Genomic DNA, 24,360 nt, shown 5'->3' on the forward strand with positions numbered 1-24,360 from the left:
GCTGGTTCGCGTGTGGTGACTTACAAGTCCACGGCTGACCGTGCTGCCGTGCGTGCCCAGGCTGCTGAAGCTGTGCGCACTGGCCAGATTTCTTCGGGTGAGCGCGGCTGATTGACCAGGGGCGGATGAATCTGCCGCCCTGGCTGCGCCGTATCTCTCAGTACCCCAATCCCTTATTTTTGAATTTTTCGGAGTTTCACCATGAACAACACCGCACGTTTCCTCTCTATCGCTGCTGTGGCTGCCCTCGCTTCTTTTGGTGCCCAGGCTGACGAAGCCGATGCTTCGCAGTTCGCCACCAAGTTCGAAACCAACCGCACCCGCGCTGAAGTGCAAGCCGAAGCCGCTACCGTGGCCCAGACCCGCAGCATCGAGCCAGCAGGTTCGCGCGTGGTGACTTACAAGTCCACCGCTGACCGCGCTGCTGTGCGCGCCCAGGCTGCTGAAGCTGTGCGTACCGGCAAGATCTCCGCAGGCGAAATCGGCAACGCCATGTAATTGCCAAGGCCCCATGCGCACGGCATGAGGGCCCGGGGCCCTGTGAGGGGCCCCGGCCTTTTTGTTTGATGGATATGCGCCTGGATCGGACGCGCAAGCCACCCATCGTTTTCAAGGCCTATTGGCGGAGGCGATAGTGATAGCACGCACTTGTTCCTGCACAACAGAAGAGGGAAACGACCTCCCGGCCTCATCCAGAGACAGCCATAAAAAAACCCGGCAATGCCGGGTTTTTTTGTTCAGCGCCGCCGTGCAGGCGACTGCTTACTTCTTCTGGCGGAACTTGCGCAGGGCGGCAATCTGGGCCGCCATGACGGCCAGCTCGGACTGTGCCTTCGCCAGGTCGATCTCGCTCTTGGCATTCTTGAGCGCCTCTTCGGCTGCAGACTTGGCTGCATTGGCCTTCTCGTCGTCCAGATCCTTGCCACGGATGGCGGTGTCGGACAGCACTGTCACGCAGTTGGGCTGCACTTCCAGAATGCCACCGGCCACGAAAACGAACTCTTCGCCACCGTCAGCCATTTCGATGCGCACCGAGCCTGGCTTGATGCGGGTGATCAGCGGGGTATGGCGGGGGTAGATGCCCAATTCGCCAGCTTCACCAGGCAGAGCGACAAAACGCGCTTCACCGGAGAAGATGGACTCTTCGGCACTGACCACATCAACGTGGATGGTGTTCATCATTGCTCCTAGGAAAAGGTGGGTTGCTTGATTGCTGAAGGCCGGACCGCCACCGTGGGCTGCCCGACCGACGGCTCATCAGGCCACCTTCTTGGCCTTTTCGAAGGCTTCGTCAATGGTGCCCACCATGTAGAACGCCTGTTCTGGCAGGTGATCGCATTCGCCGCTCACGATCATCTTGAAACCACGGATGGTTTCCGACAGGGGAACGTACTTGCCGGGCGAGCCCGTGAAAACTTCAGCCACATGGAAAGGCTGCGACAGGAAACGCTGGATCTTGCGCGCGCGGGCCACGGCCAGCTTGTCTTCAGGAGCCAGTTCGTCCATGCCCAGAATGGCGATGATGTCGCGCAGTTCCTTGTAACGCTGCAGCGTGCCCTGCACGGCACGGGCCGTGGTGTAGTGGTCTTCGCCCACCACGTTCGGGTCCAGCTGGCGGCTGGTCGAGTCCAGAGGGTCCACAGCGGGGTAGATACCCAGCGAAGCGATGTCACGCGACAACACGACGGTGGAGTCCAAGTGGGCGAACGTCGTAGCAGGCGATGGGTCGGTCAAGTCATCCGCTGGCACGTACACGGCCTGGATGGAGGTGATCGAACCGACCTTGGTGGACGTAATACGCTCTTGCAGGCGGCCCATTTCTTCGGCCAGCGTAGGCTGGTAGCCCACGGCGGAAGGCATACGGCCCAGCAGAGCGGACACTTCGGTACCGGCCAGCGTGTAGCGGTAGATGTTGTCCACGAAGAACAGCACGTCACGGCCTTCGTCACGGAAAGATTCCGCAATGGTCAGACCGGTCAGGGCCACGCGCAGACGGTTACCTGGGGGCTCGTTCATCTGGCCGTACACCATGGCCACCTTGGACTCTTCGAGCTTCTCGAGATTCACCACGCCGGAATCGGCCATTTCATGGTAGAAGTCGTTCCCTTCGCGGGTACGCTCGCCCACACCAGCGAACACCGACAGACCGCTGTGGGCCTTGGCGATGTTGTTGATGAGTTCCATCATGTTCACGGTCTTGCCCACACCGGCGCCACCGAACAGACCCACCTTGCCGCCCTTGGCGAACGGGCAGACCAAGTCGATCACCTTGATGCCGGTTTCCAGCAGCTCTTGCGAGGGCGACAGTTCGTCGTACGCAGGGGCCTTGCGGTGGATAGAGGCCGTCAGCTCCTGGCTGACCGGACCACGTTCGTCGATGGGAGCACCCAACACGTCCATGATGCGGCCCAGCGTCGCCTTGCCCACAGGCACGGTGATGGAGTTGCCGGTGTTGGTCACCATGATGCCGCGGCGCAGGCCGTCGGACGAGCCCAGGGCAATGGTACGCACCACGCCGTCGCCCAGCTGCTGTTGCACTTCCAGCGTCAGCGACGAGCCTTCGAGCTTCAGGGCGTCATAAATCTTGGGCATCTGGTCGCGTGGGAACTCAACGTCCACCACAGCGCCGATACATTGAACAATCTTGCCTTGCACTTGAGCCATTTTTCGCTCCAATAAAGTAGTTTGTTGAGCTGCTTACACAGCAGCGGCGCCAGCCACGATTTCCGAAAGTTCTTTCGTGATCGCTGCCTGGCGCGTCTTGTTGTAGACCAGCTTCAACTCGCCAATGACGCTGCCGGCGTTGTCGGTGGCGGCCTTCATGGCCACCATGCGTGCCGACTGCTCGGACGCCATGTTTTCCGCAACGGCCTGGTAAATCAGGGACTCGACATAGCGGACCAGCAGATCGTCGATCACGGTCTGCGCATCGGGCTCATAGATGTAGTCCCAGCCGTGTTCCGTCTTCTCAGCCTGCATCTGCTCGGAGGACAGGGGAAGCAGCTGCTCCACCACCGATTCCTGCTTCATGGTGTTGATGAACTTGGTGTAGCTCAGGTACACCGCGTTGATCTTTCCTTCTGCGTAAGCATCGAGCAACACCTTCACCGGGCCAATCAGCTTGTCCAGGTGGGGGGTGTCGCCCAGGCCCGTCACGTGCGAAACCACCTTGGCGCCCACACGGTTCAGGAAACCCAGGCCTTTGTTGCCAATCGCCACGGCTTCGGTCGAGACGCCAGCACCTTGCAGTTCACGCAGCTTGGTCGTCACGGCACGCAGCACGTTGGTGTTCATGCCACCGCACAGACCCTTGTCTGTCGTGATGACGATGACGCCAGCGGTCTTGGCATCGTTCACCTTCATGAACGGATGCACGTACTCCGGGTTGGCCTTGCCGAGGTTGGCTGCAATGTTGCGGATCTTCTCGCTGTACGGACGGGCAGCCCGCATCCGGTCCTGCGCCTTGCGCATTTTGGATGCGGCCACCATTTCCATGGCTTTGGTGATCTTCTTGGTGTTTTCCACCGATTTGATCTTGCCGCGTATTTCCTTGCCTGCTGCCATGATGGCTCCTCGTCCGGTTTAAGCGAACGACTTCTTGAACGCGGCGATCGCTGCGGTCAATTCGGCTTCTGCGTCCTTGTCCATGGCCTTGGCCTGTTCCAGCTTGGCCAGCAAAGCGGCGTGGCTGGTCTTAAGGAACTGGTGCAGGCCGTGTTCGAAGTCGAGCACCTTCTTGACATCGATGTCGTCCATGAAGCCCTTGTTCACAGCGAACAGCGTGGCGCCCATCAGCGAGATGGACAGCGGGCTGTACTGCGCCTGCTTGAGCAGTTCTGTCACGCGGGCACCGCGATCCAGCTGCTTGCGGGTGGCTTCGTCCAGGTCGGAAGCGAACTGCGCGAACGCAGCCAGTTCACGGTACTGGGCCAGGTCGGTACGGATACCGCCGGACAGGTTCTTCACCAGCTTGGTCTGGGCAGCACCACCGACGCGCGACACCGAGATACCGGCGTTGATGGCGGGGCGGATACCGGCGTTGAACAGGCTGGTTTCCAGGAAGATCTGACCGTCGGTGATCGAGATCACGTTGGTAGGCACGAAGGCGGACACGTCGCCAGCTTGCGTTTCGATGATGGGCAGTGCCGTCAGCGAACCGGTCTTGCCCTTGACTTCACCCTTGGTGAAGGCTTCGACGTAGTCGGCGTTCACGCGGGCTGCGCGCTCGAGCAGACGGCTGTGGAGATAGAACACGTCGCCAGGATAGGCTTCGCGGCCTGGTGGACGGCGCAGCAGCAGCGACACTTGACGGTAAGCAACGGCTTGCTTGGACAGGTCGTCATACACGATCAGAGCGTCTTCGCCGCGGTCGCGGAAGTATTCGCCCATCGTGCAACCCGAGTAGGCCGACACGTACTGCATGGCTGCCGATTCGGAAGCCGATGCGGCCACCACAATCGTGTACTCCATGGCACCGGCTTGTTCCAGTGCGCGCACCACGTTCTTGATCGACGAAGCCTTCTGGCCGATGGCGACGTAGATGCAGGTCACGCCCTGGCCCTTCTGGGCGATGATGGCGTCGATGGCCACGGCGGTCTTGCCGGTCTGGCGGTCACCAATGATCAGTTCGCGCTGACCACGGCCCACGGGCACCATCGAGTCGATGGACTTCAGACCAGTCTGCAGAGGCTGGTCCACGGACTTACGGGCGATCACACCAGGAGCGACCTTTTCGATCACGTCGGTGAGCTTGGCGTTGATGGGACCCTTGCCGTCGATCGGCTGGCCCAGTGCGTTCACCACGCGGCCGACCAACTCTGGGCCGACAGGCACTTCCAGAATGCGGCCCGTGCACTTGACGGTGTCGCCTTCGGAAATGTGCTCGTACTCGCCCAGAATCACGGCGCCCACGGAGTCGCGCTCGAGGTTCAGCGCCAGACCGTAGGAAGGCTGGCCGTCCTTGGTAGCGGGGAACTCAAGCATTTCGCCCTGCATCACGTCCGACAGGCCATGAACGCGCACGATACCGTCAGACACGGACACCACGGTGCCCTGGTTGCGGATATCGCTGCTGGCTGCCAGACCTTCGATGCGGCTCTTGATGAGTTCAGAAATTTCTGCGGGATTGAGTTGCATGACTCTTTCCTTCTTTCTTTGGTTCGCTGTCCTCGCCGCGCGTTACGCGACGAGGGCCGCTTTCATTTGTTCAAGACGGGCCTTGACCGAAGTGTCCAACACCTCGTCACCCACCACTACGCGAATACCACCGATCAGGGACTCATCCTGCTGTACAGCGAGGTTGAGCTTGCGGCCGAAGCGCTTTTCCAGCGCCGCGCTGACCTGGGACAGTGCAGCACCGTCCATCGGAAATGCGCTGTACACCACGGCATCCGAAGATCCGTTGCGACGATTCACGAGGGCACGAAACTGCGCAGCCACTTCCGGGAGCGCATCAATGCGTCCGTTGTCGATGACTGTGCGCAGGAAATTTTTGGCCATGTCCGGCAGGGCCGAACGAGCGACCCCGGTGACTACGGCGAACACCTGGTCTGCCGTCACCTTGGGGTTGTCCGCCAACTGGCGCAGCTGGGGGTTGGCGGCAATCGCCGCCAGTTCGTCCATCCAGGCAGCGGTGCTGCCCAGATCGACGCCCGCGCCCCCAGTGGCAGCCTTGAACAAGGCATCAGCGTAAGGGCGGGCAATGGTGGCGAGTTCAGCCATGTGTGTCCCCTTACAGCTCGGTCTTCAGGCGGTTGAGCAGGTCGGCATGAACGCCAGCGTTGACTTCCTTACGGAGAATCTGCTCAGCGCCCTTGACGGCCAGCGCTGCCACCTGCTCACGCAGGGCTTCGCGGGCTTGGACCGTCTGCTGCTCGGCTTCGGCGCGGGCAGCAGCAACAATCTTGTTGCCTTCCTCTGTGGCGCGGGCCTTGGCTTCTTCGATGATGGCCTGGGCACGACGGTCGGCGTCCGCAAGACGCGAGGCCGTCTCGTTGCGCGCCTGTGACAGTTCCTTTTCAACGCGCTGGTTGGCAGCGGTCAGTTCGGATTTGGCACGGTCGGCAGCTGCGAGGCCATCGGCGATTTTCTGGGCTCGTTCATCCAGAGCCTTCGCGATCGGAGGCCACACGAATTTCATCGTGAACCACACGAGGATCAGGAAGACGATGGCCTGAACGAACAGGGTCGCATTGATACTCACGGCAACACCTTTCTAAAGTGGCGTTGAACGGGACTTACTTGGGCAGGTTGGCCAAGAGCGTAGAAACGAAGGGGTTGGCGAAAGCGAACAGCAGAGCGATAGCCACGCCGATCAGGAACGCAGCGTCGATCAGACCAGCCAAGATGAACATCTTGGTTTGCAGTTCGTTGATCAGTTCAGGCTGACGTGCCGAGGATTCGAGGAACTTGCCACCCATCAGGGCGATGCCGATGGAAGCGCCGATAGCGCCCAGACCAACGATCAGACCACAAGCCAGAGCGACGAGACCGAGAATGTTTTCCATGATGACTCCTGAGTTAAAAAAGAAAAGTTAAGGAAAGAAAAAACGAAAGGGAAACTTAGTGCGCGTTGTGCGCCTGACCAAGGTAGATCAGCGCAAGCATCATGAAGATGAAGGCTTGCAGCGAGATCACCAGAATGTGGAACAGCGTCCAGATGGTGCCAGCGATGACGTGGCCCACAGGCAGCAGCACACCCGACAGCGACAGGGCCGCAGCACCACCCATGAGGGCGATGAGCATGAACACCAGCTCGCCAGCGTACATGTTGCCAAACAACCGCATGCCGTGGGACACGGTGTTGGCAACATATTCAATGATCTGCATGAGCAGATTCACCACGCCCAGGATCAGGGCGAAGATGGGATTCTTGCTGGTGCCGAAAGGAGCAGACACCAGTTCGTGCGCCCAGCCACCAGCGCCCTTGATCTTGACGCTGTACCAGAAGCGCAGGATCAGAATGGCAAAAGCGAGGCCCAGGGTCGTGGACAGGTCGGCCGTGGGCACGACACGCAGATAGGCATGGTGAGGATCATGGCCGGCGGCGCCATAGATCTGCGCCCAGACGGCAGGCAGCAGGTCCACAGGCAGCATGTCCATGAAGTTCATCAGAAAGATCCAGACGAACACCGTCAGGCCCAGGGGAGCGATGAACTTGCGGCTTTCAGCGTTGTGGATGTTGGCCTTGGCCTGGTTGTCCACCATCTCGACCAGCATTTCCACCGCCGCCTGGAAGCGGCCTGGCACGCCAGAGGTTGCCTTACGGGCAGCTGACCACAGAATCAAAAGGGTGAGGGCACCCAGAACCAAACCCACGATGATCGAGTCATAGTTGATGACGGTGAAATCAACAATCTTGGTCTGGTTGATGTTTTGAAGATGCTGCAGGTGGTGAACGATGTATTCACTTGCAGTCGGAGCGTGCGCTTCTGCGGCCATCGGACAACTCTTCTCTCTATCAATCGGTTTTTCGGACACCGGGCCGCACCAAAAGCGCCACCCAGTACGTTTTCATTGCGACCACCATGCCAATCAGCAAGGCAATCCAGCTCAAGCCCGGCACCAGCCGAGGTGCCGCCGCCAGCAGCGCCACCGTCAACATGATCTTGGCGATTTCCCACCCAAAGAACCCCAACATGGCGGCCCGCGGATTGGATGACGCCTTGTGGCGCAACACACCGCGGGCGAACAGCGCAGCCGGAGCCACCACTGCCAGGGCGCCATAGGCTGCAGACCAGCCCACCACCGCCCTACCCGTCAGAACCCAGGCCACCAGGGCCACCAGCATTCCGACCAGCGCCTGACCTGCCACCACCTTCCACACCGAGAGGGGCGGATGGCGACTGCGCCACTGCTGCGCCTCTTGGGCCGTCAGGGGCTTGAAGTCAGATTCTTCAGCCTCAGTTTCAGTCTCTGGCGGGATTGTTTTCATTGATGAATGACGCCCGCGTTACAGACCGCAACTTTTACAAAGCCTCTAATTATAAGTAAAAACCCATGGCTCTAGACAAAAACCCGCAAACGCGCCCGGAGCCATCGAGCGCGCATGCACTGTTGTGGTGACCAGCCAACGGCTGAAGCGCCTCACAAAACACGAACAACGCACCGATCTGGCGCGCGATGAACACCCTGCCAAAAACCCCTCCGCGCCCCCAGGCGCACAATGGCAGCGCCCTGTCAGCTATTGAATCCGCAGCATCCCACCCACCGCCCTCCACCATGACATCCTCCAGCCCGCCACCCGCCAATGGCCTTGACACACACACCACCGATCCGCGCAAAGACTCGCTGATCGAATACCCCTCCAAGTTCCCGATCAAAGTCATGGGCGCCAAGGTGGACGGGTTCGTGCATGCCATCACCGAACTGGCCCACCAGTTCGACCCCACTTTCGACGCCGCCACCATTGAACTGCGCGACAGCCGCGCGGGCAATTACCTCGGAGTAACCATCACCATCACGGCGACCAGCCGCGAGCAGTTGGATAACCTGTACCGCGCGCTGTCCTCGCACCCCCTGGTGAAAGTGGTGCTGTGACCGTCCCCTGCAGATTGCGCCATGACGATTGACATCCGCCTGCTGGGCCGCGTGGACTACGCCGGCACCGTGCAGGCCATGCAGGACTACACAGCCACCCGCACGCCCTCGGACGCGGATGCGCTGTGGATTTGCGAGCACACCCCGCTGTACACGCAGGGCATTGCAGGCAAAAGCGATCACCTGCTCCACCCAGGCGACATACCCGTGATCGCCACCAACCGAGGGGGGCAGGTCACTTTCCACGGCCCGGGCCAGGTCGTTGCCTACCCGCTGATCGACTTGCAGCGTGCGGGCTATTTCGTCAAGGAATACGTCTACCGCGTTGAAGAGGCCGTGATCCGTACGCTGGCGCACTTCGGCGTCACCGGCCACCGGGTCGCTGGCGCACCCGGTATTTATGTGCGCCTGGATGACCCACAAAGCCACGCCATGCTGCCCCAGCGCCCCCAAAAACGCATGGGCCCTGAGGTGCCAGCGCCTGATTTCGAAGGCCTGGGCAAGATCGCAGCGCTCGGCATCAAGGTCAGCCGGCACTGCACTTACCACGGCGTGGCGCTGAACGTGGACATGGACCTGGAGCCCTACGGCCGCATCAACCCTTGCGGTTACGCAGGATTGAAAACGGTGGACCTTTCTACAATCGGGGTCCACACCACCTGGGAAGAAGCCGCGCAGGTGCTGGGCCAGCAGCTCAGCATCCGGTTGGCTCCCTGAACTCTGCCTACTGCCATGAGCACCCCTGAAGTCGTCCGCGAAGCGCAATCCACCGAAGCCTACAACCCGCTCGCCAAGCAAAAGGCTGCAGCCAAGCTGTCGCGCATTCCGATCAAGGTGGAGCAAGGCGAGGTGCTCAAGAAGCCCGAGTGGATCCGCGTGAAAGCAGGCAGCCCCACCACGCGCTTCTACGAGATCAAGGACATCCTGCGCGAGCACAAGCTGCACACCGTGTGCGAAGAAGCGTCATGCCCCAACATTGGCGAATGCTTTGGCAAGGGCACGGCCACCTTCATGATCATGGGCGACAAATGCACCCGCCGCTGCCCATTCTGTGACGTGGGCCATGGTCGCCCCGACCCACTCGACAAGGACGAGCCACTGAACCTGGCCAAGACGATTGCCGCGCTCAAGCTCAAGTACGTGGTGATCACCAGCGTGGACCGCGACGACCTGCGCGACGGCGGCAGCGGCCACTTTGTGGAATGCATCCAGAACATCCGCGAACTGTCGCCCCAAACGCAAATCGAAATCCTGGTGCCCGACTTCCGCGGCCGCGATGACCGCGCGCTCGAAATTTTGAAGGCGGCCCCCCCGGACGTGATGAACCACAACCTGGAGACCGCACCCCGCCTGTACAAGGAAGCGCGTCCCGGTTCGGACTACCAGTTCAGCCTGAATCTGCTGAAAAAGTTCAAGGCGCTGCACCCCAACGTGCCTACCAAGAGCGGCATCATGGTCGGTCTGGGCGAGACGGACGAAGAGATCCTGCAGGTGATGCGCGACATGCGCGAGCACAACATCGACATGCTGACCATCGGCCAGTACCTGGCACCCAGCAACAGCCACCTGCCCGTGCGCCGCTACGTACACCCCGACACCTTCAAGATGTTCGAGGAAGAAGCCTACAAGATGGGCTTCAGCCACGCCGCCGTGGGCGCCATGGTTCGCTCCAGCTATCACGCCGACCAGCAGGCGCACGCGGCCGGCGTGTAAGCCCGCTCTCCGCCACAACGCGACCATCGCCATGGACACCACCGGCTCGCTCTCACTGCGCCGGTACGGCCCCTCCCCCGGCAGCCACAGCCACGACCACTTCCAGGTGCTGCTGGGGCTGGCTGGTGCTCTGGAGCTGGAGATCGACGGGCGCGGCATGCGTGTTCCCACCGGTGGCGGCTGCGTCATTGCGCCGGGTGCGCACCACGACTTCGAGGCCACCGGCGGCAGCCTTTGCTTGGTTCTGGACAGCGGTGATATGGGCTGGAGGCACTGCACCGGCCCCGCACTGCAGACCACCCCACCCCCCCCTGCGCTCACCCTGGCCCGGTATCTTGCCAGCGCCCTGCAACAGGGTCGCCCTCTGGCCCTGGCCCACGGGCCCGCGCTGCTGCTGGAGGCCTGGTTGCAGCCCCCTCCCCACTCCACCCCAGGGTCGGCCCCGGCGGATGCTGGCGCACGCCGCCGCACCATCGACTGGGCAGCGCTGCGCCAATGGGCCGCCTTGCAGTGGCACCGGCCGCTGTCGGTGGCGGACATTGCGCAGCAGGTCCACCTGAGTCCGAGCCAGTTCGCCGCCCGCTGCCGCGACGAGCAGGGCCAGGGCGCCATGGCCTGGCTGCGCAGTCAGCGACTGGAACACGCCCAGTTGCTGCGCTCGGGCGGCATGCCCGTGGCAGAGGTGGCCCGGCGCACAGGCTACCGTTCGCCGTCGGCCCTGACGGCCGCCCTTCGCCGCGGCTGACCCGTCACACCCTGACCTGTTCCAAGACCGCAGGATGGCGACGACCGACCATCGTTGCGCGATGCCTGGCACGTTTACAGTGCGCCCATGCAAGCCAACCTCTATGCCCTGGGCGCCATTGCGCTATGGGCTTCTCTCGCCTCACTGGGGGTGTCCCTCACCCACATTCCGCCCTTCCTGCTCACGGGCGTCGCGCTCATCATCGGCAGCGTTCCGGCCTGGCCGTTTGTGCTGCGTGACCCGTCGCAGTGGCGCATCCCGCTGCGCACGCTGGCCTTGGGCGTGTACGGCCTGTTTGCGTACCACTTCCTGCTGTTCATCGCGCTGCGCCATGCGCCTCCGGTCGAGGCCAACCTAGTCAACTACCTGTGGCCGCTGTTCATTGTGGTGCTCTCACCTGTGGTGCTGCCCGGCGTGGCCCTGCGCCTGCCGCATGTGCTGGCGGCACTGCTGGGTTTTGGGGGTGCGGCCATCGCCATTGCAGGCGGGCGCGAGCTGAGCGGGGCGCTGGCCTGGGGTTATCTGCCCGCGCTGGCGGCGGCCTTCATCTGGGCCACCTACTCGCTCCTGACCAAGCGCGTGGCGGCCTTCCCGACCACGGCCATTGGCCTGTTCGGATTGGTGTCGGGCGTGCTGTCGCTGCTGTGCCATGCGCTCCTGGAGCCCGCCGTCGCGCTGCAGCCGCGCGACTGGGGGCTGCTGGCCGTGCTGGGCCTGGGGCCTCTGGGGGCGTCGTTTTTCATGTGGGACAAGGCGCTCAAGCTGGGGGACGCGCGGCACATCGGCATCCTGAGCTACATCACGCCACTAGCGTCCACCGCGCTGCTGATTCTGGTGAGCGGACGCACCTTCACCTGGAGCATTGCGCTGGCCACGGTGATGATCATCAGCGCGGCCGTGATGGGGATGCGGGCGCGCTGACGCACAAAATTCGACCAAATCGCCCGATAGCGCCCGATTAATATGCCTTAGCAGCTATCAATTTTGAAGTAATCAACGACCTTCATGCCGTCAGCAGCACGGCAGGCTCGTCGCCTTCCAGCACCTGCTGCGCCCAGGGCGCGAGCTTGCGCGTGTCGGCGCGCAGCACCTCCTGCTTGACGGCCAGGATCTGCGCGGGGTGCATGGAGAAACTGCGCAGGCCCAGGCCCAGCAGCAGCCGTGTCATGGTCACGTCGCCTGCCGTCTCTCCGCACACGCACACGCTCTTGCCCTGGCGCTCGCCCTCGGCAATCACATCACCCACCAGGCGCAGCACGGCGGGGTGCAGCGGGTCGTACAGGTGCGCCACGGCCTCGTCAGCACGATCAATGGCCAGGGTGTACTGGATCAGGTCGTTGGTGCCGATCGAGAGGAAGTCGAAATACTTGAGGAAGGTGCGCACCATGAGCGCGGCGGCGGGCACCTCGATCATCGCGCCGAGCTGCACCGGACCGTAGGGCTCGCCACGCGCATCCAGCTCGCCCCGGGCCAGATCGACCTGCGCGAGGGTCTGCTGGATCTCGTGCGTGTGGGCCAGCATGGGGAACAGCAGGTTGACCTTGCCATGCGCCGCCGCACGCAGCACGGCGCGCAGCTGGGTGCGGAACATGGCGGGGTCGGCCAGGCTCCAGCGGATGGCGCGCAGACCCAGCGCGGGGTTCAGGTAACCGTCCTTGTGGCTCTTGTGGTCGAGCGGCTTGTCCGCCCCCACATCGATGGTGCGAATGGTGACGGGCAGGCCCTGCATGCCATCGATGGCCTCGCAGTAGGCGCGGTACTGCGCGTCTTCACCTGGCAGGTTGCCCGTTTTGCCCATGAACAAGAATTCGCTGCGGAACAGCCCTACGCCCACCGCCCCGGCGCGCACGGCCGCGGCGGCATCACCCGGTTGCTCGATGTTGGCCAGCAGCTCGATCTTGTGGCCGTCGATGGTGATGGCGGGTGTGTGGCGCAGGCGCGCCAGGCGCTCGCGCTCCAGCTCGACCTGGCGCTGGCGAAATCCGTATTCGGCCAGGATGATGGGCGACGGATCGACGATGACCACGCCCGCATCGCCGTCGATGATGACCCAGTCGTCCTGCCGCACCAGCTGGCTGGCGGCGCGCGCGCCCACCACGGCGGGGATGTCCATGCTGCGAGCGACGATGGCGGTGTGGCTGGTCTTGCCGCCCACATCGGTCACAAAGCCCGCGAACACGCTTTGCTTGAACTGCAGCATGTCGGCGGGTGAGAGGTCGTGCGCCACGAGCACCAGCGGCACATCCACCGTGTCGTCCAGCAGCAGGTCCTGCTGCGTCTTGCGGCGCGGGCTGCTTGCCGGGGGCGCCACGGGGCTGGCCACGCCCTTCATGTAGCGCAGGATGCGCTCCACCACCTGCTCCAGGTCGGCCTTGCGCTCGCGCAGGTACTCGTCCTCCATCTCGTCGAACTGGCGCGCGATGACTTCGAGCTGGGTGGTGAGCGCCCACTCGGCGTTGTAAAGGCGCTCGGTGATCCAGTGCTTGACGCCGCCGGTGAGGGCCTCATCCTGCAGCAGCATCAGGTGCACATCCAGCAGCGCGGTCAGCTCGTGCGGCGCGTCGGCGGGCATGTCGGTCTGCAGGCGTTGCAGCTCCTCGACCACGGCATTGCGGCCCTGGCGCACGCGCTCGATCTCGCCCTCGACCTGCTCTGGCTCCACAAAATAGTGCGCCACGTCCACGCGGCTCGACGCCACCAGCACGGCCCGGCCAATGGCGATGCCGCGTGCAACTGCGAGGCCGTGGACGGAGAAGGTCATGGTGGTGTCATCAAGGGTTCAAGGGGGCTGGCGGGGCTGGCGGGGTTGGCAGGCTCACTCACCCTCGCCAAATTTGTCGGCAATCAGCGCCAGCAGAGCGTCCATGGCCTCCTGCTCGCGGTCGCCGCTCGTTTCCAGCTCCACCTCAGAGCCCAGGCCGGCGGCCAGCATCATCACGCCCATGATGCTCTTGGCGTTGATGCGGCGCTCGCCCTTGCTCATGAAAACGTCACACGGAAAGCTGCCGGCCAGCTTGGTGAGCTTGGCCGATGCGCGGGCGTGCAGGCCCAGTTTATTGCTGATGGTCGTACGGGTCTTGATCATGTCGGTTACGGCGGTTCTGGTTCTGCGGTGCGGAAATGGCCACCTGCATAACCCCTTGGGTGCCCCCCACGACGGCGCGGGTCACCACGGAGTCGAGCGGCTCGGCCCGGTAGCTCACGGCGCGAAGCAGCATGGGCAGGTTGACGCCCGTCACCAGGCGCGAGCGCACGCCATCCACCAGGCGCTGCGCCACATTGCAGGGCGTGGCGCCAAACACATCGGTCAGCACCAGAGTAGTGTCGGTGCCCAGCTGGTCCAGCATGATGCGCGCCTGGGCCAGCGATTCTTCGGGGGGCTGGTTGGGCTGCACATCGAGCGCAGCCACGCTGCTGCCGCAGTCGGCAAAGACATGCAATGCGCATTCACGCAGCGCGTGGGCCAGCGGGGCGTGGGCAATGATGAGGATGCTGGTGGGGGTCATGGTCACGACTTACGCCACACCGGGCAGCAACGAAGGGCCGGCGAGGAAGGCACTGCCGGTGGTTGCATCGATGTTTGCGCAGGTCTTCATGGTGTGGGGATGGGCAGCACATTATGGCGCCGCCCCCGCAGCAGGAACCACGCGTAGGCGCTCGCGTTGCATGCCAGGTACACCGCCATGGCTGCCTGGAACGCCGGCACGGTGGCCAGCCCGGCGGCATCGAAGGCGTCCACCGCGAGGCCAATGCCCCACTGCACCACAAACACGCCTGCAAAAATCACGAGGTTGTAGGCCGACAGCGCGCGCCCCGCCAGCGCCTGCGGAAACGCCATGGCCACGGCAGGCTGCGACAGCGACACGAAGGTGCACGACACGCAGAACAACGCCCAGGCGCCGCCCCCGGCCTGGGGCCCCGCCAGGATGATGCCCAGCAACACCACGAGGCACAGCGGCAGGCCCATGGCCATCAACCGATCGGCACCAAACCCCTTGCGCAGCAGCCACGGGTTGACCATGCCCCAGGTCCAGAAGGTGCACAACATGGAGATGTTGATCCAGAACAGGCCCGTGGCCGACTCCAGGGCGGTGTAGCCCGCCACGCGCTGCATCCACGGCCCCGCCCACAGGGTCTGCACGGCCACCATGCCGCCATAGCAAAAGAAACCCAGCGGGGCGAGGCGCTGAAAATACGGGTCTCGCCACACCACGCCATAGCCCTGGGGCGCTTCGGCCGTTCCGGCCTGTGCCGTGGGCGATGCCGCGCCTGCGGCCGTCCAGCGCGGCACCCAGACAGCGATGACCCCCATGGCCACCGCAATCAGTACCGCCAGCCCCCAGAACAGTGGGCGCCAGCCCACCAGCGGCAGCGCCCACTGCACGGGCAGCGTGGACGCCACCATGCCCAATGAGCCCGTCATCAGCATCCACGAGTTCGCCCGCATCTGGGCCACGGGCTCCAGCCAACGGCGGTAGCCCGTGAGCGGCGCCATCAGACACGCGCTGACACCTGCGCCACACAACACCCGCCCCGCGAGCAGACCCGAAAACCCCGTGGCCGCCGAAAACACCAAGCTGCCTATCACGGCCACGCCCAGAAACCCCAGCGCAACCTTCTTGGGGCCATGGCGGTCCAGCCAGGTGCCCAAAGGCAGCTGTGTGGCCGCAAACCCCAGAAAGTACCCGCCCGCGAGCAGCCCCAGGTCACGCACATGCAGCGAGAACTCCTGGGCCAGCGTCGGGGCCAGGGTGGCGGTGACCGCGCGCACCAGCGCCGACAGAAAGTACGCAAACGCAAACGCCAGAAAGACAACGACGGCGGCCCGCCGGGGCAACACGCTGCCGCTCATGGCAGCGCCAGGCCGGCAAAGAATTGGTCGGCCACATCAGGCCGTGGCTTGGCGGTGTAGACCACGGCGTGGTACAGCCGCACCTGCGGCCCTGCAGCACGCGCAAACCACACGGCCTGCGCCGTGACCGCGCTGCCATCGGGGCGCTGGCCCTGGGCCACCGTGCGCACCGATTGCGGCAAGGGCAAGGTGCCGCGTGGCGCGTAGGGAACATCTGTGCCCCCCGCCTGCGCCCCTGCACCCAGACGCGCCAGCATGGCCGTCCGCCAGTGCGTGAGCGCCGCGCCCGCCAAGGCGGGGTCGGCCAACGCAGCGTGGGACACAGCAAAGGTCGCACCATCGGCGTCGCAGCCCACCATGGACAGCTCCACCGGTGCACCGGCCAGCTCCACGGTGCGGGTGGCCTGGTCGGGTTTGCACGGCAGGGTGACGGTCAGATCCGCCTCAGGCAGCGGCACGGTGCGCCAGTTCAGCGCGGGGCTGCAACCGGCGATCAGCAGGGCAGCGGCCCCGGTCAATGTCCATTTCATCAGGGCATTATCGACAGGGCGGCTGTTGTCGGCAGTCCAGCGCGTTTTACGGCGAACTTTTCAGGATGAATTGAATCCAGCACGGGTGTCTTTGGCGTTTCGGTGCGGTGGATGGGCCAGTCCGGCACAATGCGGGGTGGGGCGCAACAGGCCCTCCGGGTCTTTTTTGGATGGATGGTGAAGTCATGGCGATCAAACATTGGGCAGCAGGTGTGGCGGTGGCAGCGTTTGCCGCTGTGGGCGCCTATGTGTACCTGGACACGGGCCGCGCCGAAGCGCCTGCATCAACCTTCGTGCTGCTGGATGGCTCCAGCAAATCCACCGCCGACCTGAAAGGCAAGGTCACCCTGGTCAATTTCTGGGCCACCAGCTGCACCACCTGTGTGGCCGAAATGCCTGAAATCATCGCCACCTACAACAAGTACAACAACAAAGGCTTTGACACTCTGGCTGTGGCCATGAGCTACGACCCGCCCAGCTACGTGGTGAACTTTGCCGAGACGCGCAAGCTGCCCTTCCAGGTAGCTATCGACAACACCGGCAACGTGGCCAAGGCCTGGGGCGATGTGCGCCTGACGCCGTCCACCTTCATCGTGAACAAGCGGGGCGAGATCGTGAAGACATATGTGGGTGCGCCCAACTTCCCGGAACTGCACCAGTTGATCGAGAAGCTGCTGGCGGAAACCTGACGAGCCGCGCAGATCCTCTGCCCCAAAACCCGCCGCGAACACACAAGAGGCCAATTTCGAGAGAAATTGGCCTCTTGTGCTAGTGAAATCTGTTTTTATTGCTACGTAAAGCATAGCAACTACAACCTCCCCTGCTCCCTGATTCACTTTGTGCGGGCGTTGTCGCGGCGGCCCTTGCAGGTGCCTGCGGTAACAGGGAAAAGCGGGTTGGGGTTGCCTAAGGGATCCATCCAGGGGCCACTAGTTCGACGGACTCTGCTTGTGGCTTTTTGGCAAAGGTCTGGAGCCTGGGCTGCTTGGCCATGGGGGTCACCGCATTGATGTTTTTCGGCCCCTCCTTGGCGTCAAAAGGCAGACGGCCGTTGGTCATGGAGCGCAGCCCGCTGGGCACATGCCGAGGTCCGTGTTGCCGGCGACACCGGTGCGCTGAGCGAAGTCGCTACACTGGCGGCTCCGTCGTTTGCATGCCCCGCGCTTTGGACAAGCCCTCTATCTCCCTGAGAACCCCCGCCTCGGCCGCCGAGTGGGACACGGTCAGAGACATTTTTCGCGAGTACGCCAGCACGCTGGGCGTGGATCTGTGTTTTCAGGACTTTGAGTCCGAACTGGCACAGTTGCCTGGCGACTACGCTGAACCCCGTGGCGCCCTGCTGGTCGCAGAAGTCGAAGGCGCGCTCGCCGGCTGTTGCGCCCTGCGCCCGCTGGACAACGCCGATTACCCCAATGCCAGCGAAATGAAGCGGCTGTACGTGCGCAAGGCGTTTCGGGGCTTTGGCCTGGGCCGCGAGCTGGCCGAAGCCATGCTGGACCGTGCGCGGCAGGCGGGGTACGCCTGCGTGTTGCTCGACACCCTGGATGACATGGAGTCGGCCCGCGCGCTGTACACCGATCTGGGCTTCGAAGAAATCCCGCCCTACTACCACAACCCCATACCCGGGGCACATTACCTCAAGGTCGATATTTTTTGACCACTTGAGGCGCTAGCGCAGGATGCACATGCGCCAGCAGCTATTAATTCAATAGCGATCAGCAGCGCATCACGCAGCCTTGGCCTGGGCCAGCAGGGTGTCCGCGTCGCTCACTTCAAACTTGCCAGGCGCTTCGACGTTGAGCGTCACCACCTTGCCATCGCGCACTAGCATGGAATAGCGGTTGCTGCGCAGGCCCATGCCCTTGGAGGTCAGGTCCAGGGTGAGGCCCGTGGCTTGTGCGAAGGCGGCGCTGCCGTCGCCCAGCATACGCACCTTGCCATCGGTCTTCTGGTCGCGGGCCCAGGCACCCATCACGAACGCATCGTTCACGCTCACGCACCAGATCTCATCCACACCAGCCGCCTTGAACTCGGCAGCCTTCTCCACATAGCCAGGCACGTGCTTGGCCGAGCAGGTGGGCGTGAAGGCACCAGGCAAGGCAAACAGGGCAATCGTCTTGCCGACCGTGGCTTTGTCCACCACCACGGGGTTCGGGCCGATGCTGCAGCCTTCGCCCTCGACTTCGGAATATTCCATCAGCGTGGCTGCGGGCAGGGTATCACCGACTTTGATCATTGTTTTCTCCTAGGGATGTTGGGATGGGCTGTTGGAAACCCGAGAACGCCATGCCTCGCGACGCTCCTTCTGGACACTGTGCTGTGCACCGTGCGCATAAAAAAAGGAGGCCCACAAAGCAAAACGACCCACATTGTGGGTCGTTTTGAAGGGCCTTGCTGCCCAGGGGTTTGCGCCCCCGGAACAGGCATGGACAGCTGCTTACAGCAGGCCGGCCTTTTGCACCAAGCGGGTAGCCACCCAGTTCTTGGTCTTGGAGAGCGGACGGCTCTCGGTGATTTCGATCACGTCGCCCAGCTTGTACTCGCCATTTTCGTCATGGGCGTGGTACTTGCTCGACTTCGCAACGATCTTGCCGTAGAGCTCGTGCTTGACACGACGCTCGACCAGCACGGTCACAGTCTTTTGACGCTTGTCGCTGACCACCTTGCCAATCAAGGTGCGCTTGAGGGATTTTTTAGGTTCCGTCATATGGGCTCCTTACTTGGCGGCTTGCTTTTCAGCAAGGATGGTCTTGGCACGTGCGATATCACGGCGGGTGGTGCGCAGCGTGTTGGTGTTACCCAGTTGCTGCGTAGCCTTTTGCATGCGCAGGCCGAAATGGGCCTTTTGCAGCGCCTTGATTTCGGATTCGATGCCGGCAACGTCTTTTTGGCGCAGTTCAGTAGCTTTGGTCATTTTCATGGTCTCCTGAATTACGCGCCGAGGTGACGGCTGACGAACGTGGTGCGCAGCGGCAGCTTGGCAGCAGCCAGGCGGAACGCTTCGCGGGCCAGCTCTTCGGGCACACCAACGATTTCGAACACGATCTTGCCGGGCTGGATTTCGGCCACGTAGTACTCGGGGTTGCCCTTACCGTTACCCATACGCACTTCTGCGGGCTTGGTAGAGATTGGCTTGTCCGGGAACACGCGGATCCAGATACGGCCGCCACGCTTGACGTGACGGGAAATCGCACGGCGTGCAGCTTCGATCTGGCGGGCCGTCAGACGGCCACGATCGGTGCACTTCAGACCGAAATCACCGAAGGCAACGGAGGCACCCCGCGTTGCGACGCCAGTGTTACGGCCCTTTTGCTCCTTGCGATATTTACGGCGAGCAGGTTGCAGCATCTTTATTCTCCTTTACCGTCCGCTGCTGTAGCGGGCGCGGCGACCTTGCGTACGCGCTTAACGGCATTGTTATCAGCGCCACCAGCTTCCGCTGGCTTGTCGCTGCCGTCGGCCGGAGCGGTGTTGCCACCGACAGGACGACGTGGGCCACGGCCTGCGCCTGGACGATCGCCACCTGGGCGGCCATCACGACGTGGACCGCGTGGGCGGCGCTCTTCGTCTGGACGAGGGGTTTCCACCGCTGGCAGGTCGTTACGACCCAGCGTGTCGCCCTTGTAGACCCAGACCTTGACGCCGATCACACCGTAGGTGGTCTTGGCTTCAGAGGTGCCGTAGTCGATGTCCGCACGCAGCGTGTGAAGTGGCACGCGGCCTTCACGGTACCACTCGCAACGAGCGATTTCGATACCGTTCAGACGACCGGACGACATGATCTTGATGCCCTGGGCACCCAGACGCATGGCGTTCTGCATGGCGCGCTTCATGGCGCGGCGGAACATGATCCGCTTTTCGAGCTGTTGCGTGATGCTGTCGGCGATCAGCTTGGCATCGATTTCAGGCTTGCGCACTTCTTCGATGTTCACTGCGACGGGCACGCCCAGACGCGACGCGAGTTCCTTCTTCAGGTTCTCGATGTCTTCGCCCTTCTTGCCGATCACCACACCAGGACGTGCCGAGTAAATAGTGATGCGGGCGTTCTTGGCAGGACGCTCGATCAGGATACGCGACACTGCCGCGTTCTTGAGCTTGGCCTTCAGGTACTCACGCACCTTGATGTCTTCGGCCAGCATGCCCGCGAAATCACGGTTGCTGGCGTACCAACGGCTGGACCAGTTGCGGCTGACCGCAAGGCGGAAGCCGGTAGGATGGATTTTCTGTCCCATAGTCTTCCCGAGCCTTTAGTTGCCAACCGTCACGTACACATGGCACGTGGGCTTGCTGATGCGGTTGCCGCGGCCTTTGGCGCGCGCGGTGAAGCGCTTGAGCGTGGTGCCTTGTTCGACGTAGATGGTCTTGACCTTCAGTTCGTCGATGTCAGCGCCATCGTTGTGTTCGGCGTTGGCGATGGCCGACTCCAGAACCTTCTTGACGATTCCCGCAGCTTTTTTCTGCGTGAAGTTCAGGATGTTCAGAGCCTGGTCCACCTTCTTGCCGCGGATCAGATCGGCGACCAGACGGCCCTTGTCGACCGACAGACGGACGCCCCGGAGGACTGCACGTGTTTCAGACATGGTCGTTCCTTACTTCTTCGCTTTTTTGTCAGCGGGGTGACCCTTGAAGGTGCGCGTCAGGGCGAATTCGCCCAGCTTGTGGCCCACCATCTGGTCGGTGACATAGACAGGTACGTGCTGCTTGCCGTTGTGCACGGCAATGGTCAGACCGATGAACTCGGGCAGAACCATGGAGCGACGCGACCAGGTCTTGACTGGTTTCTTGTCCTTGGTGGCGACGGCCTTTTCGACCTTGGCCAGCAAGTGATGGTCAACAAATGGACCCTTTTTAAGAGAGCGAGTCATCTGTTACCCCTTACTTCTTGCGACGCGACACGATCATGATCTGTGTGCGCTTGTTGTTACGGGTGCGATAACCCTTGGTCAGATTGCCCCAAGGATCGACTGCATGGCGGCCTTCGCCGGTGCGGCCTTCGCCACCACCGTGAGGGTGATCCACCGGATTCATGGCCACGCCGCGAACCGTAGGACGAATACCCATCCAGCGCTTCACACCGGCCTTGCCCAGTTGGCGCAGGCTGTGCTCTTCGTTGGCCACTTCACCAATGGTGGCGCGGCATTCGATGTGGATCTTGCGCACTTCGCCGGAGCGCATACGCACCTGGGCGTACACGCCTTCACGGGCCAGCAGCGTTGCCGAAGCACCAGCCGAGCGGGCGATCTGGGCACCGGCACCGGGCTTGAGCTCGATGCAGTGGATGGTCGAACCCACGGGGATGTTGCGGATAGGCAGCGTGTTGCCAGCGCGGATCGGTGCTTCCGAACCGGACAGCAGGGTTGCGCCCACTTCCAGGTTGCGGGGAGCGATGATGTAGCGACGCTCGCCGTCGGCATAGCACACCAGAGCGATGTGGGCCGTACGGTTAGGGTCGTACTCGATGCGCTCAACCTTGGCCGGAATGCCGTCCTTGTTGCGCTTGAAGTCCACCACACGGTAGTGGTGCTTGTGGCCACCGCCCTTGTGGCGGGTGGTGATGTGACCGTTGTTGTTGCGACCGGCCTTCTGGAATTGTGGCTCCAGCAGGGGGGCGTACGCTTCACCCTTGTACAGGTGGTCACGCGTGACCTTCACCACGGCACGTTGGCCGGGCGAGGTAGGTTTCATCTTAACGACAGCCATGATTACGCGGCCTCCCCGGAGAGGTTCAGCTCTTGACCTGGCTGCAGCGTGACGTATGCCTTGCGAACATTGTCGCGGCGGCCGACAGTCTTGCCGAAACGCTTGGTCTTGCCTTTGGTGTTCACCACAGAAACGCCCTTGACTTCCACCTTGAACATCAATTCCACAGCGGCCTTGATTTCGGGCTTGGTAGCGTTCTGCAGCACCTTGAACGTCACTGCATTGGACTTCTCGGCAACCATGGTGGCCTTTTCGGACACGATGGGAGCGACCAGCACTTGCATCAGACGACCTTCGTCAAACTTGAGTGTGCTCATGCGAACATCTCCTTGAGTTTGTCGATTGCACCCTTGGTGACGAGCACTTTCTTGAAACGCACCAGCGACACGGGATCGGCATAACGGGGCTCAACGACGAGCACGTTCACCAGATTGCGCGAAGCCAGGTACAGGTTTTCGTCCACTTCGTCGGCAATCACCATCACCGATTGCAGGTTCATCGCCTTGAACTTGTCGGCCAGGACCTTGGTCTTGGGGGAGTCAAGCTTCAGCGAATCGACCACAGCCAGACGACCTTCGCGGGCCAGCTGCGACAAGATGGCAGACATACCGGCGCGGTACATCTTCTTGTTGATCTTCTGCGTGAAATTTTCGTCAGGCATGTTCGGGAAAATCCGACCACCCCCGCGCCACAGTGGCGAGGAAGTCATACCTGCACGTGCGTTACCCGTACCCTTTTGCTTGAAAGGCTTCTTGGTCGAGTGACGGACTTGTTCGCGGTCCTTCTGGGCGCGAGTGCCTTGGCGTGCGTTGGCCTGGTAGGCCACCACGATCTGGTGGACCAGATCTTCGTTGTATTCACGACCGAACACGGTTTCGGGAACATCCAGCTTGGATGCGCCTTGGCCTTGGTCATTCAGGAGTTCGAGCTGCATTAGTTCGCTCCTTTGGAGGCTTTGGCCTTGATCGCTGGACGCACCGTCACGAACCCACCCTTGGAGCCCGGAATAGCGCCCTTGATCAAGAGCAGTTGACGCGCTTCGTCGATGCGGATGACATCGAGGTTTTGCGTGGTCTTGGTGACATCGCCGAGGTGGCCCGTCATGCGCTTGCCGGGGAACACGCGACCTGGGTCTTGTGCCATACCGATCGAGCCAGGCACGTTGTGCGAACGGCTGTTACCGTGCGACGCGCGCTGCGAGCTCATGTTGTGGCGCTTGATGGTGCCGGCGTAGCCCTTACCGATCGAAGTACCTTGCACGTCGACCTTTTGGCCCACGGCAAACACATCCGCCACGGGCACAGCGGCACCAGCGGCATACTTGCCGGCGGTTTCAGCGGTCACGCGGAATTCTTGGATGATTTCACCGGCTTCCACACCTGCCTTGGCAAGGTGGCCGGCTTCTGGCTTGGTCACGCGCGATGCTTTGCGCGAACCGAACGTGACCTGCAGGGCCACGTAGCCATCATTCTCTTGGGTTTTGATCTGGGTAACGCGGTTGTTGGACACATCCACCACCGTGACAGGCACTGCGTCCCCATCATCGGTGAACAGACGCATCATGCCCACTTTGCGACCCAGCAACCCGAGGGAGTTGCTCAGACTCATTGGTTTTCTCCAAAACTCTCACCGCCACAACTTCAATTGGCTGCAGCGTTTCCGCAAACTCTCGCTTGCGTGCATGAAAGAAGGTTAATAAAACTTCACCGATACGCGCCGTTTGACAGGCGAAAATCGAGCGAAGCCCTAAAGTATAACGCGAACTGCTTTTTCAAGCAAGTTCGCGTTATTTTCAGGCACTGCAAGACGGGCAAGCCCGCCTCACAGCAGCCGTTGCTGCATCACTGCAGCTTGATTTCGACGTCCACGCCGGCTGGCAGGTCGAGCTTCATCAGGGCGTCCACGGTCTTGTCCGTAGGGTCCACGATGTCCATCAGACGCTGGTGCGTGCGGATTTCGAGCTGGTCGCGGCTGGTCTTGTTGACGTGCGGCGAACGCAGGATGTCAAAACGCTTCATGCGCGTAGGCAGGGGCACGGGGCCCTTGACGATGGCGCCGGTGCGCTTGGCGGTGTCAACGATCTCAGCAGCGGACTGGTCGATCAGCTTGTAGTCAAACGCCTTCAGACGGATGCGGATTTTTTGCTTGGACATGGCAAGTTCCTTGTTCTGCTTGTGAATTAAGCAATGATCTTGGCCACGACGCCAGCGCCCACGGTACGGCCGCCTTCGCGGATAGCGAAGCGCAGACCTTCTTCCATGGCGATGGGGTTGATCAGCTTC

General features: G+C 62.3%; 34 protein-coding genes and 1 pseudogene. 8 read left to right on the plus strand and 27 right to left on the minus strand.

Annotated features, from left to right (window positions below; genetic code table 11):
- The first annotated feature begins 201 nt into the window (after positions 1–201).
- Entirely contained in the window at positions 202–498 is a 297-nt protein-coding gene (locus tag ASD94_RS11110) for a hypothetical protein (protein WP_056642757.1), read from the plus strand.
- A 264-nt stretch (positions 499–762) separates the two neighbouring features.
- On the opposite strand, the gene ASD94_RS11115 is transcribed toward ASD94_RS11110, so the two are convergent.
- From ASD94_RS11115 to ASD94_RS11155, 9 genes are all read right to left on the minus strand, one after another.
- Positions 763–1,179: a F0F1 ATP synthase subunit epsilon gene (locus tag ASD94_RS11115; protein WP_056642760.1), complete on the minus strand. Its 417-nt coding sequence runs from the start codon at positions 1,177–1,179 to the stop codon at positions 763–765.
- A gap of 78 nt (positions 1,180–1,257) precedes the next feature.
- Positions 1,258–2,664 (minus strand): F0F1 ATP synthase subunit beta, encoded by a 1,407-nt coding sequence (gene atpD, locus ASD94_RS11120; RefSeq protein ID WP_056642765.1) that lies wholly within the window; start codon positions 2,662–2,664, stop codon positions 1,258–1,260.
- Between the two features lie 33 nt (positions 2,665–2,697).
- Entirely contained in the window at positions 2,698–3,564 is an 867-nt protein-coding gene (gene atpG, locus ASD94_RS11125) for a F0F1 ATP synthase subunit gamma (RefSeq protein WP_056642768.1), read from the minus strand.
- Between the two features lie 18 nt (positions 3,565–3,582).
- Positions 3,583–5,136, minus strand: a complete 1,554-nt coding sequence (gene atpA / locus ASD94_RS11130; RefSeq protein ID WP_056642771.1) for a F0F1 ATP synthase subunit alpha — start codon at positions 5,134–5,136, stop codon at positions 3,583–3,585.
- 42 nt (positions 5,137–5,178) lie between these two features.
- A complete protein-coding gene (locus ASD94_RS11135; protein ID WP_056642774.1) occupies positions 5,179–5,721 on the minus strand; it encodes a F0F1 ATP synthase subunit delta in 543 nt (180 codons plus the stop codon).
- A 10-nt stretch (positions 5,722–5,731) separates the two neighbouring features.
- Entirely contained in the window at positions 5,732–6,202 is a 471-nt protein-coding gene (locus tag ASD94_RS11140) for a F0F1 ATP synthase subunit B (protein WP_056058864.1), read from the minus strand.
- 34 nt (positions 6,203–6,236) lie between these two features.
- Entirely contained in the window at positions 6,237–6,506 is a 270-nt protein-coding gene (gene atpE / locus ASD94_RS11145) for a F0F1 ATP synthase subunit C (protein WP_015012210.1), read from the minus strand.
- Between the two features lie 55 nt (positions 6,507–6,561).
- The gene (gene atpB / locus ASD94_RS11150; RefSeq protein ID WP_056642777.1) at positions 6,562–7,440 is read right to left on the minus strand and encodes a F0F1 ATP synthase subunit A; all 879 of its coding nucleotides are present in this window, start codon (positions 7,438–7,440) and stop codon (positions 6,562–6,564) included.
- A gap of 19 nt (positions 7,441–7,459) precedes the next feature.
- Positions 7,460–7,933, minus strand: coding sequence for an ATP synthase subunit I (locus ASD94_RS11155; RefSeq protein ID WP_056642779.1), 474 nt, complete (start codon positions 7,931–7,933; stop codon positions 7,460–7,462).
- Positions 7,934–8,220: 287 nt separating this feature from the next.
- Between ASD94_RS11155 and ASD94_RS11165 the strand changes: the two genes are divergently transcribed.
- From ASD94_RS11165 to ASD94_RS11185, 5 genes are all read left to right on the plus strand, one after another.
- On the plus strand, positions 8,221–8,538 hold the full coding sequence (locus ASD94_RS11165) for a YbeD family protein (RefSeq protein WP_056642785.1): 318 nt from the start codon (positions 8,221–8,223) through the stop codon (positions 8,536–8,538).
- A 21-nt stretch (positions 8,539–8,559) separates the two neighbouring features.
- Positions 8,560–9,255: a lipoyl(octanoyl) transferase LipB gene (gene lipB / locus ASD94_RS11170; RefSeq protein ID WP_056642788.1), complete on the plus strand. Its 696-nt coding sequence runs from the start codon at positions 8,560–8,562 to the stop codon at positions 9,253–9,255.
- 15 nt (positions 9,256–9,270) lie between these two features.
- Entirely contained in the window at positions 9,271–10,251 is a 981-nt protein-coding gene (gene lipA, locus ASD94_RS11175) for a lipoyl synthase (RefSeq protein WP_015012205.1), read from the plus strand.
- 31 nt (positions 10,252–10,282) lie between these two features.
- On the plus strand, positions 10,283–10,996 hold the full coding sequence (locus ASD94_RS11180; protein WP_056642790.1) for an AraC family transcriptional regulator: 714 nt from the start codon (positions 10,283–10,285) through the stop codon (positions 10,994–10,996).
- Between the two features lie 87 nt (positions 10,997–11,083).
- Positions 11,084–11,917 (plus strand): DMT family transporter, encoded by an 834-nt coding sequence (locus ASD94_RS11185; protein WP_056642792.1) that lies wholly within the window; start codon positions 11,084–11,086, stop codon positions 11,915–11,917.
- 82 nt (positions 11,918–11,999) lie between these two features.
- Here the strand turns inward: ASD94_RS11185 and ptsP are convergent, their stop codons facing one another.
- From ptsP to ASD94_RS11210, 5 genes are all read right to left on the minus strand, one after another.
- Complete coding sequence (ptsP, locus tag ASD94_RS11190; protein WP_056642795.1) at positions 12,000–13,757, minus strand: phosphoenolpyruvate--protein phosphotransferase; 1,758 nt, start codon at positions 13,755–13,757, stop codon at positions 12,000–12,002.
- A gap of 54 nt (positions 13,758–13,811) precedes the next feature.
- Positions 13,812–14,081 (minus strand): HPr family phosphocarrier protein, encoded by a 270-nt coding sequence (locus tag ASD94_RS11195; RefSeq protein ID WP_015012201.1) that lies wholly within the window; start codon positions 14,079–14,081, stop codon positions 13,812–13,814.
- The gene (locus ASD94_RS11200; protein ID WP_056642796.1) at positions 14,050–14,502 is read right to left on the minus strand and encodes a PTS sugar transporter subunit IIA; all 453 of its coding nucleotides are present in this window, start codon (positions 14,500–14,502) and stop codon (positions 14,050–14,052) included. The genes ASD94_RS11195 and ASD94_RS11200 overlap by 32 nt, the downstream gene beginning before the upstream one ends.
- A gap of 86 nt (positions 14,503–14,588) precedes the next feature.
- Complete coding sequence (locus ASD94_RS11205; protein WP_056642798.1) at positions 14,589–15,848, minus strand: MFS transporter; 1,260 nt, start codon at positions 15,846–15,848, stop codon at positions 14,589–14,591.
- Positions 15,845–16,378 carry a hypothetical protein gene (locus ASD94_RS11210; RefSeq protein ID WP_056642801.1) on the minus strand — a complete coding sequence of 178 codons (534 nt, stop codon included), beginning with the start codon at positions 16,376–16,378 and terminating at the stop codon, positions 15,845–15,847. The genes ASD94_RS11205 and ASD94_RS11210 overlap by 4 nt, the downstream gene beginning before the upstream one ends.
- 185 nt (positions 16,379–16,563) lie before the next feature.
- On the opposite strand from ASD94_RS11210, the gene ASD94_RS11215 reads away from it, so the two are divergent.
- Positions 16,564–17,067 (plus strand): TlpA disulfide reductase family protein, encoded by a 504-nt coding sequence (locus ASD94_RS11215; RefSeq protein ID WP_056642812.1) that lies wholly within the window; start codon positions 16,564–16,566, stop codon positions 17,065–17,067.
- A gap of 464 nt (positions 17,068–17,531) precedes the next feature.
- Positions 17,532–18,035, plus strand: a complete 504-nt coding sequence (locus ASD94_RS11220) for a GNAT family N-acetyltransferase (protein ID WP_369818058.1) — start codon at positions 17,532–17,534, stop codon at positions 18,033–18,035.
- A gap of 69 nt (positions 18,036–18,104) precedes the next feature.
- Here ASD94_RS11220 and ASD94_RS11225 read toward each other — a convergent pair whose 3' ends face one another.
- From ASD94_RS11225 to ASD94_RS23200, 13 genes and pseudogenes are all read right to left on the minus strand, one after another.
- The gene (locus ASD94_RS11225; RefSeq protein WP_056642804.1) at positions 18,105–18,614 is read right to left on the minus strand and encodes a peroxiredoxin; all 510 of its coding nucleotides are present in this window, start codon (positions 18,612–18,614) and stop codon (positions 18,105–18,107) included.
- A 201-nt stretch (positions 18,615–18,815) separates the two neighbouring features.
- Positions 18,816–19,085 carry a 30S ribosomal protein S17 gene (rpsQ, locus tag ASD94_RS11230; RefSeq protein WP_056058906.1) on the minus strand — a complete coding sequence of 90 codons (270 nt, stop codon included), beginning with the start codon at positions 19,083–19,085 and terminating at the stop codon, positions 18,816–18,818.
- A gap of 9 nt (positions 19,086–19,094) precedes the next feature.
- A complete protein-coding gene (gene rpmC / locus ASD94_RS11235; RefSeq protein ID WP_056642807.1) occupies positions 19,095–19,292 on the minus strand; it encodes a 50S ribosomal protein L29 in 198 nt (65 codons plus the stop codon).
- A 17-nt stretch (positions 19,293–19,309) separates the two neighbouring features.
- Positions 19,310–19,726, minus strand: coding sequence for a 50S ribosomal protein L16 (gene rplP / locus ASD94_RS11240; protein WP_015012190.1), 417 nt, complete (start codon positions 19,724–19,726; stop codon positions 19,310–19,312).
- Positions 19,727–19,728: 2 nt separating this feature from the next.
- A complete protein-coding gene (gene rpsC / locus ASD94_RS11245; protein WP_015012189.1) occupies positions 19,729–20,610 on the minus strand; it encodes a 30S ribosomal protein S3 in 882 nt (293 codons plus the stop codon).
- Positions 20,611–20,625: 15 nt separating this feature from the next.
- Positions 20,626–20,958, minus strand: a complete 333-nt coding sequence (gene rplV / locus ASD94_RS11250) for a 50S ribosomal protein L22 (protein ID WP_007847806.1) — start codon at positions 20,956–20,958, stop codon at positions 20,626–20,628.
- Between the two features lie 9 nt (positions 20,959–20,967).
- A complete protein-coding gene (gene rpsS / locus ASD94_RS11255) occupies positions 20,968–21,243 on the minus strand; it encodes a 30S ribosomal protein S19 (protein WP_010467177.1) in 276 nt (91 codons plus the stop codon).
- Between the two features lie 10 nt (positions 21,244–21,253).
- Entirely contained in the window at positions 21,254–22,078 is an 825-nt protein-coding gene (gene rplB, locus ASD94_RS11260; protein ID WP_008906426.1) for a 50S ribosomal protein L2, read from the minus strand.
- A gap of 2 nt (positions 22,079–22,080) precedes the next feature.
- Positions 22,081–22,395 (minus strand): 50S ribosomal protein L23, encoded by a 315-nt coding sequence (gene rplW, locus ASD94_RS11265; protein WP_007847815.1) that lies wholly within the window; start codon positions 22,393–22,395, stop codon positions 22,081–22,083.
- Positions 22,392–23,012 carry a 50S ribosomal protein L4 gene (rplD, locus tag ASD94_RS11270; protein WP_008906425.1) on the minus strand — a complete coding sequence of 207 codons (621 nt, stop codon included), beginning with the start codon at positions 23,010–23,012 and terminating at the stop codon, positions 22,392–22,394. Before rplD ends, rplW begins: the two co-directional genes overlap by 4 nt.
- On the minus strand, positions 23,012–23,686 hold the full coding sequence (gene rplC / locus ASD94_RS11275; RefSeq protein ID WP_056642809.1) for a 50S ribosomal protein L3: 675 nt from the start codon (positions 23,684–23,686) through the stop codon (positions 23,012–23,014). The genes rplD and rplC overlap by 1 nt, the downstream gene beginning before the upstream one ends.
- A gap of 233 nt (positions 23,687–23,919) precedes the next feature.
- The gene (gene rpsJ / locus ASD94_RS11280) at positions 23,920–24,231 is read right to left on the minus strand and encodes a 30S ribosomal protein S10 (RefSeq protein ID WP_005796953.1); all 312 of its coding nucleotides are present in this window, start codon (positions 24,229–24,231) and stop codon (positions 23,920–23,922) included.
- 26 nt (positions 24,232–24,257) lie between these two features.
- Positions 24,258–24,360, minus strand: a pseudogene (locus ASD94_RS23200) (elongation factor Tu); the annotation flags it as partial.

Origin of the sequence: Acidovorax sp. Root70 (genome assembly GCF_001428225.1) — a bacterium.
Taxonomy (GTDB): Bacteria; Pseudomonadota; Gammaproteobacteria; order Burkholderiales; family Burkholderiaceae_C; genus Acidovorax.

Excerpts from the sequence above, each read along its gene's own strand:
- rplW (WP_007847815.1), bottom strand. The coding sequence starts at position 22,395 with ATGAGCACACTCAAGTTTGACGAAGGTCGTCTGATGCAAGTGCTGGTC.
- ASD94_RS11110 (WP_056642757.1), top strand. The coding sequence starts at position 202 with ATGAACAACACCGCACGTTTCCTCTCTATCGCTGCTGTGGCTGCCCTC.
- ASD94_RS11210 (WP_056642801.1), bottom strand. The coding sequence starts at position 16,378 with ATGAAATGGACATTGACCGGGGCCGCTGCCCTGCTGATCGCCGGTTGC.
- rpsC (WP_015012189.1), bottom strand. The coding sequence starts at position 20,610 with ATGGGACAGAAAATCCATCCTACCGGCTTCCGCCTTGCGGTCAGCCGC.
- ASD94_RS11155 (WP_056642779.1), bottom strand. The coding sequence starts at position 7,933 with ATGAAAACAATCCCGCCAGAGACTGAAACTGAGGCTGAAGAATCTGAC.
- atpB (WP_056642777.1), bottom strand. The coding sequence starts at position 7,440 with ATGGCCGCAGAAGCGCACGCTCCGACTGCAAGTGAATACATCGTTCAC.
- ptsP (WP_056642795.1), bottom strand. The coding sequence starts at position 13,757 with ATGACCTTCTCCGTCCACGGCCTCGCAGTTGCACGCGGCATCGCCATT.
- ASD94_RS11205 (WP_056642798.1), bottom strand. The coding sequence starts at position 15,848 with ATGAGCGGCAGCGTGTTGCCCCGGCGGGCCGCCGTCGTTGTCTTTCTG.
- rpmC (WP_056642807.1), bottom strand. The coding sequence starts at position 19,292 with ATGACCAAAGCTACTGAACTGCGCCAAAAAGACGTTGCCGGCATCGAA.
- rplD (WP_008906425.1), bottom strand. The coding sequence starts at position 23,012 with ATGCAGCTCGAACTCCTGAATGACCAAGGCCAAGGCGCATCCAAGCTG.
- ASD94_RS11180 (WP_056642790.1), top strand. The coding sequence starts at position 10,283 with ATGGACACCACCGGCTCGCTCTCACTGCGCCGGTACGGCCCCTCCCCC.
- rplC (WP_056642809.1), bottom strand. The coding sequence starts at position 23,686 with ATGAGTCTGAGCAACTCCCTCGGGTTGCTGGGTCGCAAAGTGGGCATG.
- ASD94_RS11215 (WP_056642812.1), top strand. The coding sequence starts at position 16,564 with ATGGCGATCAAACATTGGGCAGCAGGTGTGGCGGTGGCAGCGTTTGCC.
- ASD94_RS11200 (WP_056642796.1), bottom strand. The coding sequence starts at position 14,502 with ATGACCCCCACCAGCATCCTCATCATTGCCCACGCCCCGCTGGCCCAC.
- rplB (WP_008906426.1), bottom strand. The coding sequence starts at position 22,078 with ATGGCTGTCGTTAAGATGAAACCTACCTCGCCCGGCCAACGTGCCGTG.
- ASD94_RS11185 (WP_056642792.1), top strand. The coding sequence starts at position 11,084 with ATGCAAGCCAACCTCTATGCCCTGGGCGCCATTGCGCTATGGGCTTCT.
- atpA (WP_056642771.1), bottom strand. The coding sequence starts at position 5,136 with ATGCAACTCAATCCCGCAGAAATTTCTGAACTCATCAAGAGCCGCATC.
- atpE (WP_015012210.1), bottom strand. The coding sequence starts at position 6,506 with ATGGAAAACATTCTCGGTCTCGTCGCTCTGGCTTGTGGTCTGATCGTT.
- ASD94_RS11195 (WP_015012201.1), bottom strand. The coding sequence starts at position 14,081 with ATGATCAAGACCCGTACGACCATCAGCAATAAACTGGGCCTGCACGCC.
- lipB (WP_056642788.1), top strand. The coding sequence starts at position 8,560 with ATGACGATTGACATCCGCCTGCTGGGCCGCGTGGACTACGCCGGCACC.
- ASD94_RS11165 (WP_056642785.1), top strand. The coding sequence starts at position 8,221 with ATGACATCCTCCAGCCCGCCACCCGCCAATGGCCTTGACACACACACC.
- lipA (WP_015012205.1), top strand. The coding sequence starts at position 9,271 with ATGAGCACCCCTGAAGTCGTCCGCGAAGCGCAATCCACCGAAGCCTAC.
- ASD94_RS11115 (WP_056642760.1), bottom strand. The coding sequence starts at position 1,179 with ATGAACACCATCCACGTTGATGTGGTCAGTGCCGAAGAGTCCATCTTC.
- ASD94_RS11135 (WP_056642774.1), bottom strand. The coding sequence starts at position 5,721 with ATGGCTGAACTCGCCACCATTGCCCGCCCTTACGCTGATGCCTTGTTC.
- ASD94_RS11225 (WP_056642804.1), bottom strand. The coding sequence starts at position 18,614 with ATGATCAAAGTCGGTGATACCCTGCCCGCAGCCACGCTGATGGAATAT.
- ASD94_RS11220 (WP_369818058.1), top strand. The coding sequence starts at position 17,532 with ATGCCCCGCGCTTTGGACAAGCCCTCTATCTCCCTGAGAACCCCCGCC.
- atpD (WP_056642765.1), bottom strand. The coding sequence starts at position 2,664 with ATGGCTCAAGTGCAAGGCAAGATTGTTCAATGTATCGGCGCTGTGGTG.
- rpsS (WP_010467177.1), bottom strand. The coding sequence starts at position 21,243 with ATGACTCGCTCTCTTAAAAAGGGTCCATTTGTTGACCATCACTTGCTG.
- rpsQ (WP_056058906.1), bottom strand. The coding sequence starts at position 19,085 with ATGACGGAACCTAAAAAATCCCTCAAGCGCACCTTGATTGGCAAGGTG.
- rplP (WP_015012190.1), bottom strand. The coding sequence starts at position 19,726 with ATGCTGCAACCTGCTCGCCGTAAATATCGCAAGGAGCAAAAGGGCCGT.
- rpsJ (WP_005796953.1), bottom strand. The coding sequence starts at position 24,231 with ATGTCCAAGCAAAAAATCCGCATCCGTCTGAAGGCGTTTGACTACAAG.
- rplV (WP_007847806.1), bottom strand. The coding sequence starts at position 20,958 with ATGTCTGAAACACGTGCAGTCCTCCGGGGCGTCCGTCTGTCGGTCGAC.
- atpG (WP_056642768.1), bottom strand. The coding sequence starts at position 3,564 with ATGGCAGCAGGCAAGGAAATACGCGGCAAGATCAAATCGGTGGAAAAC.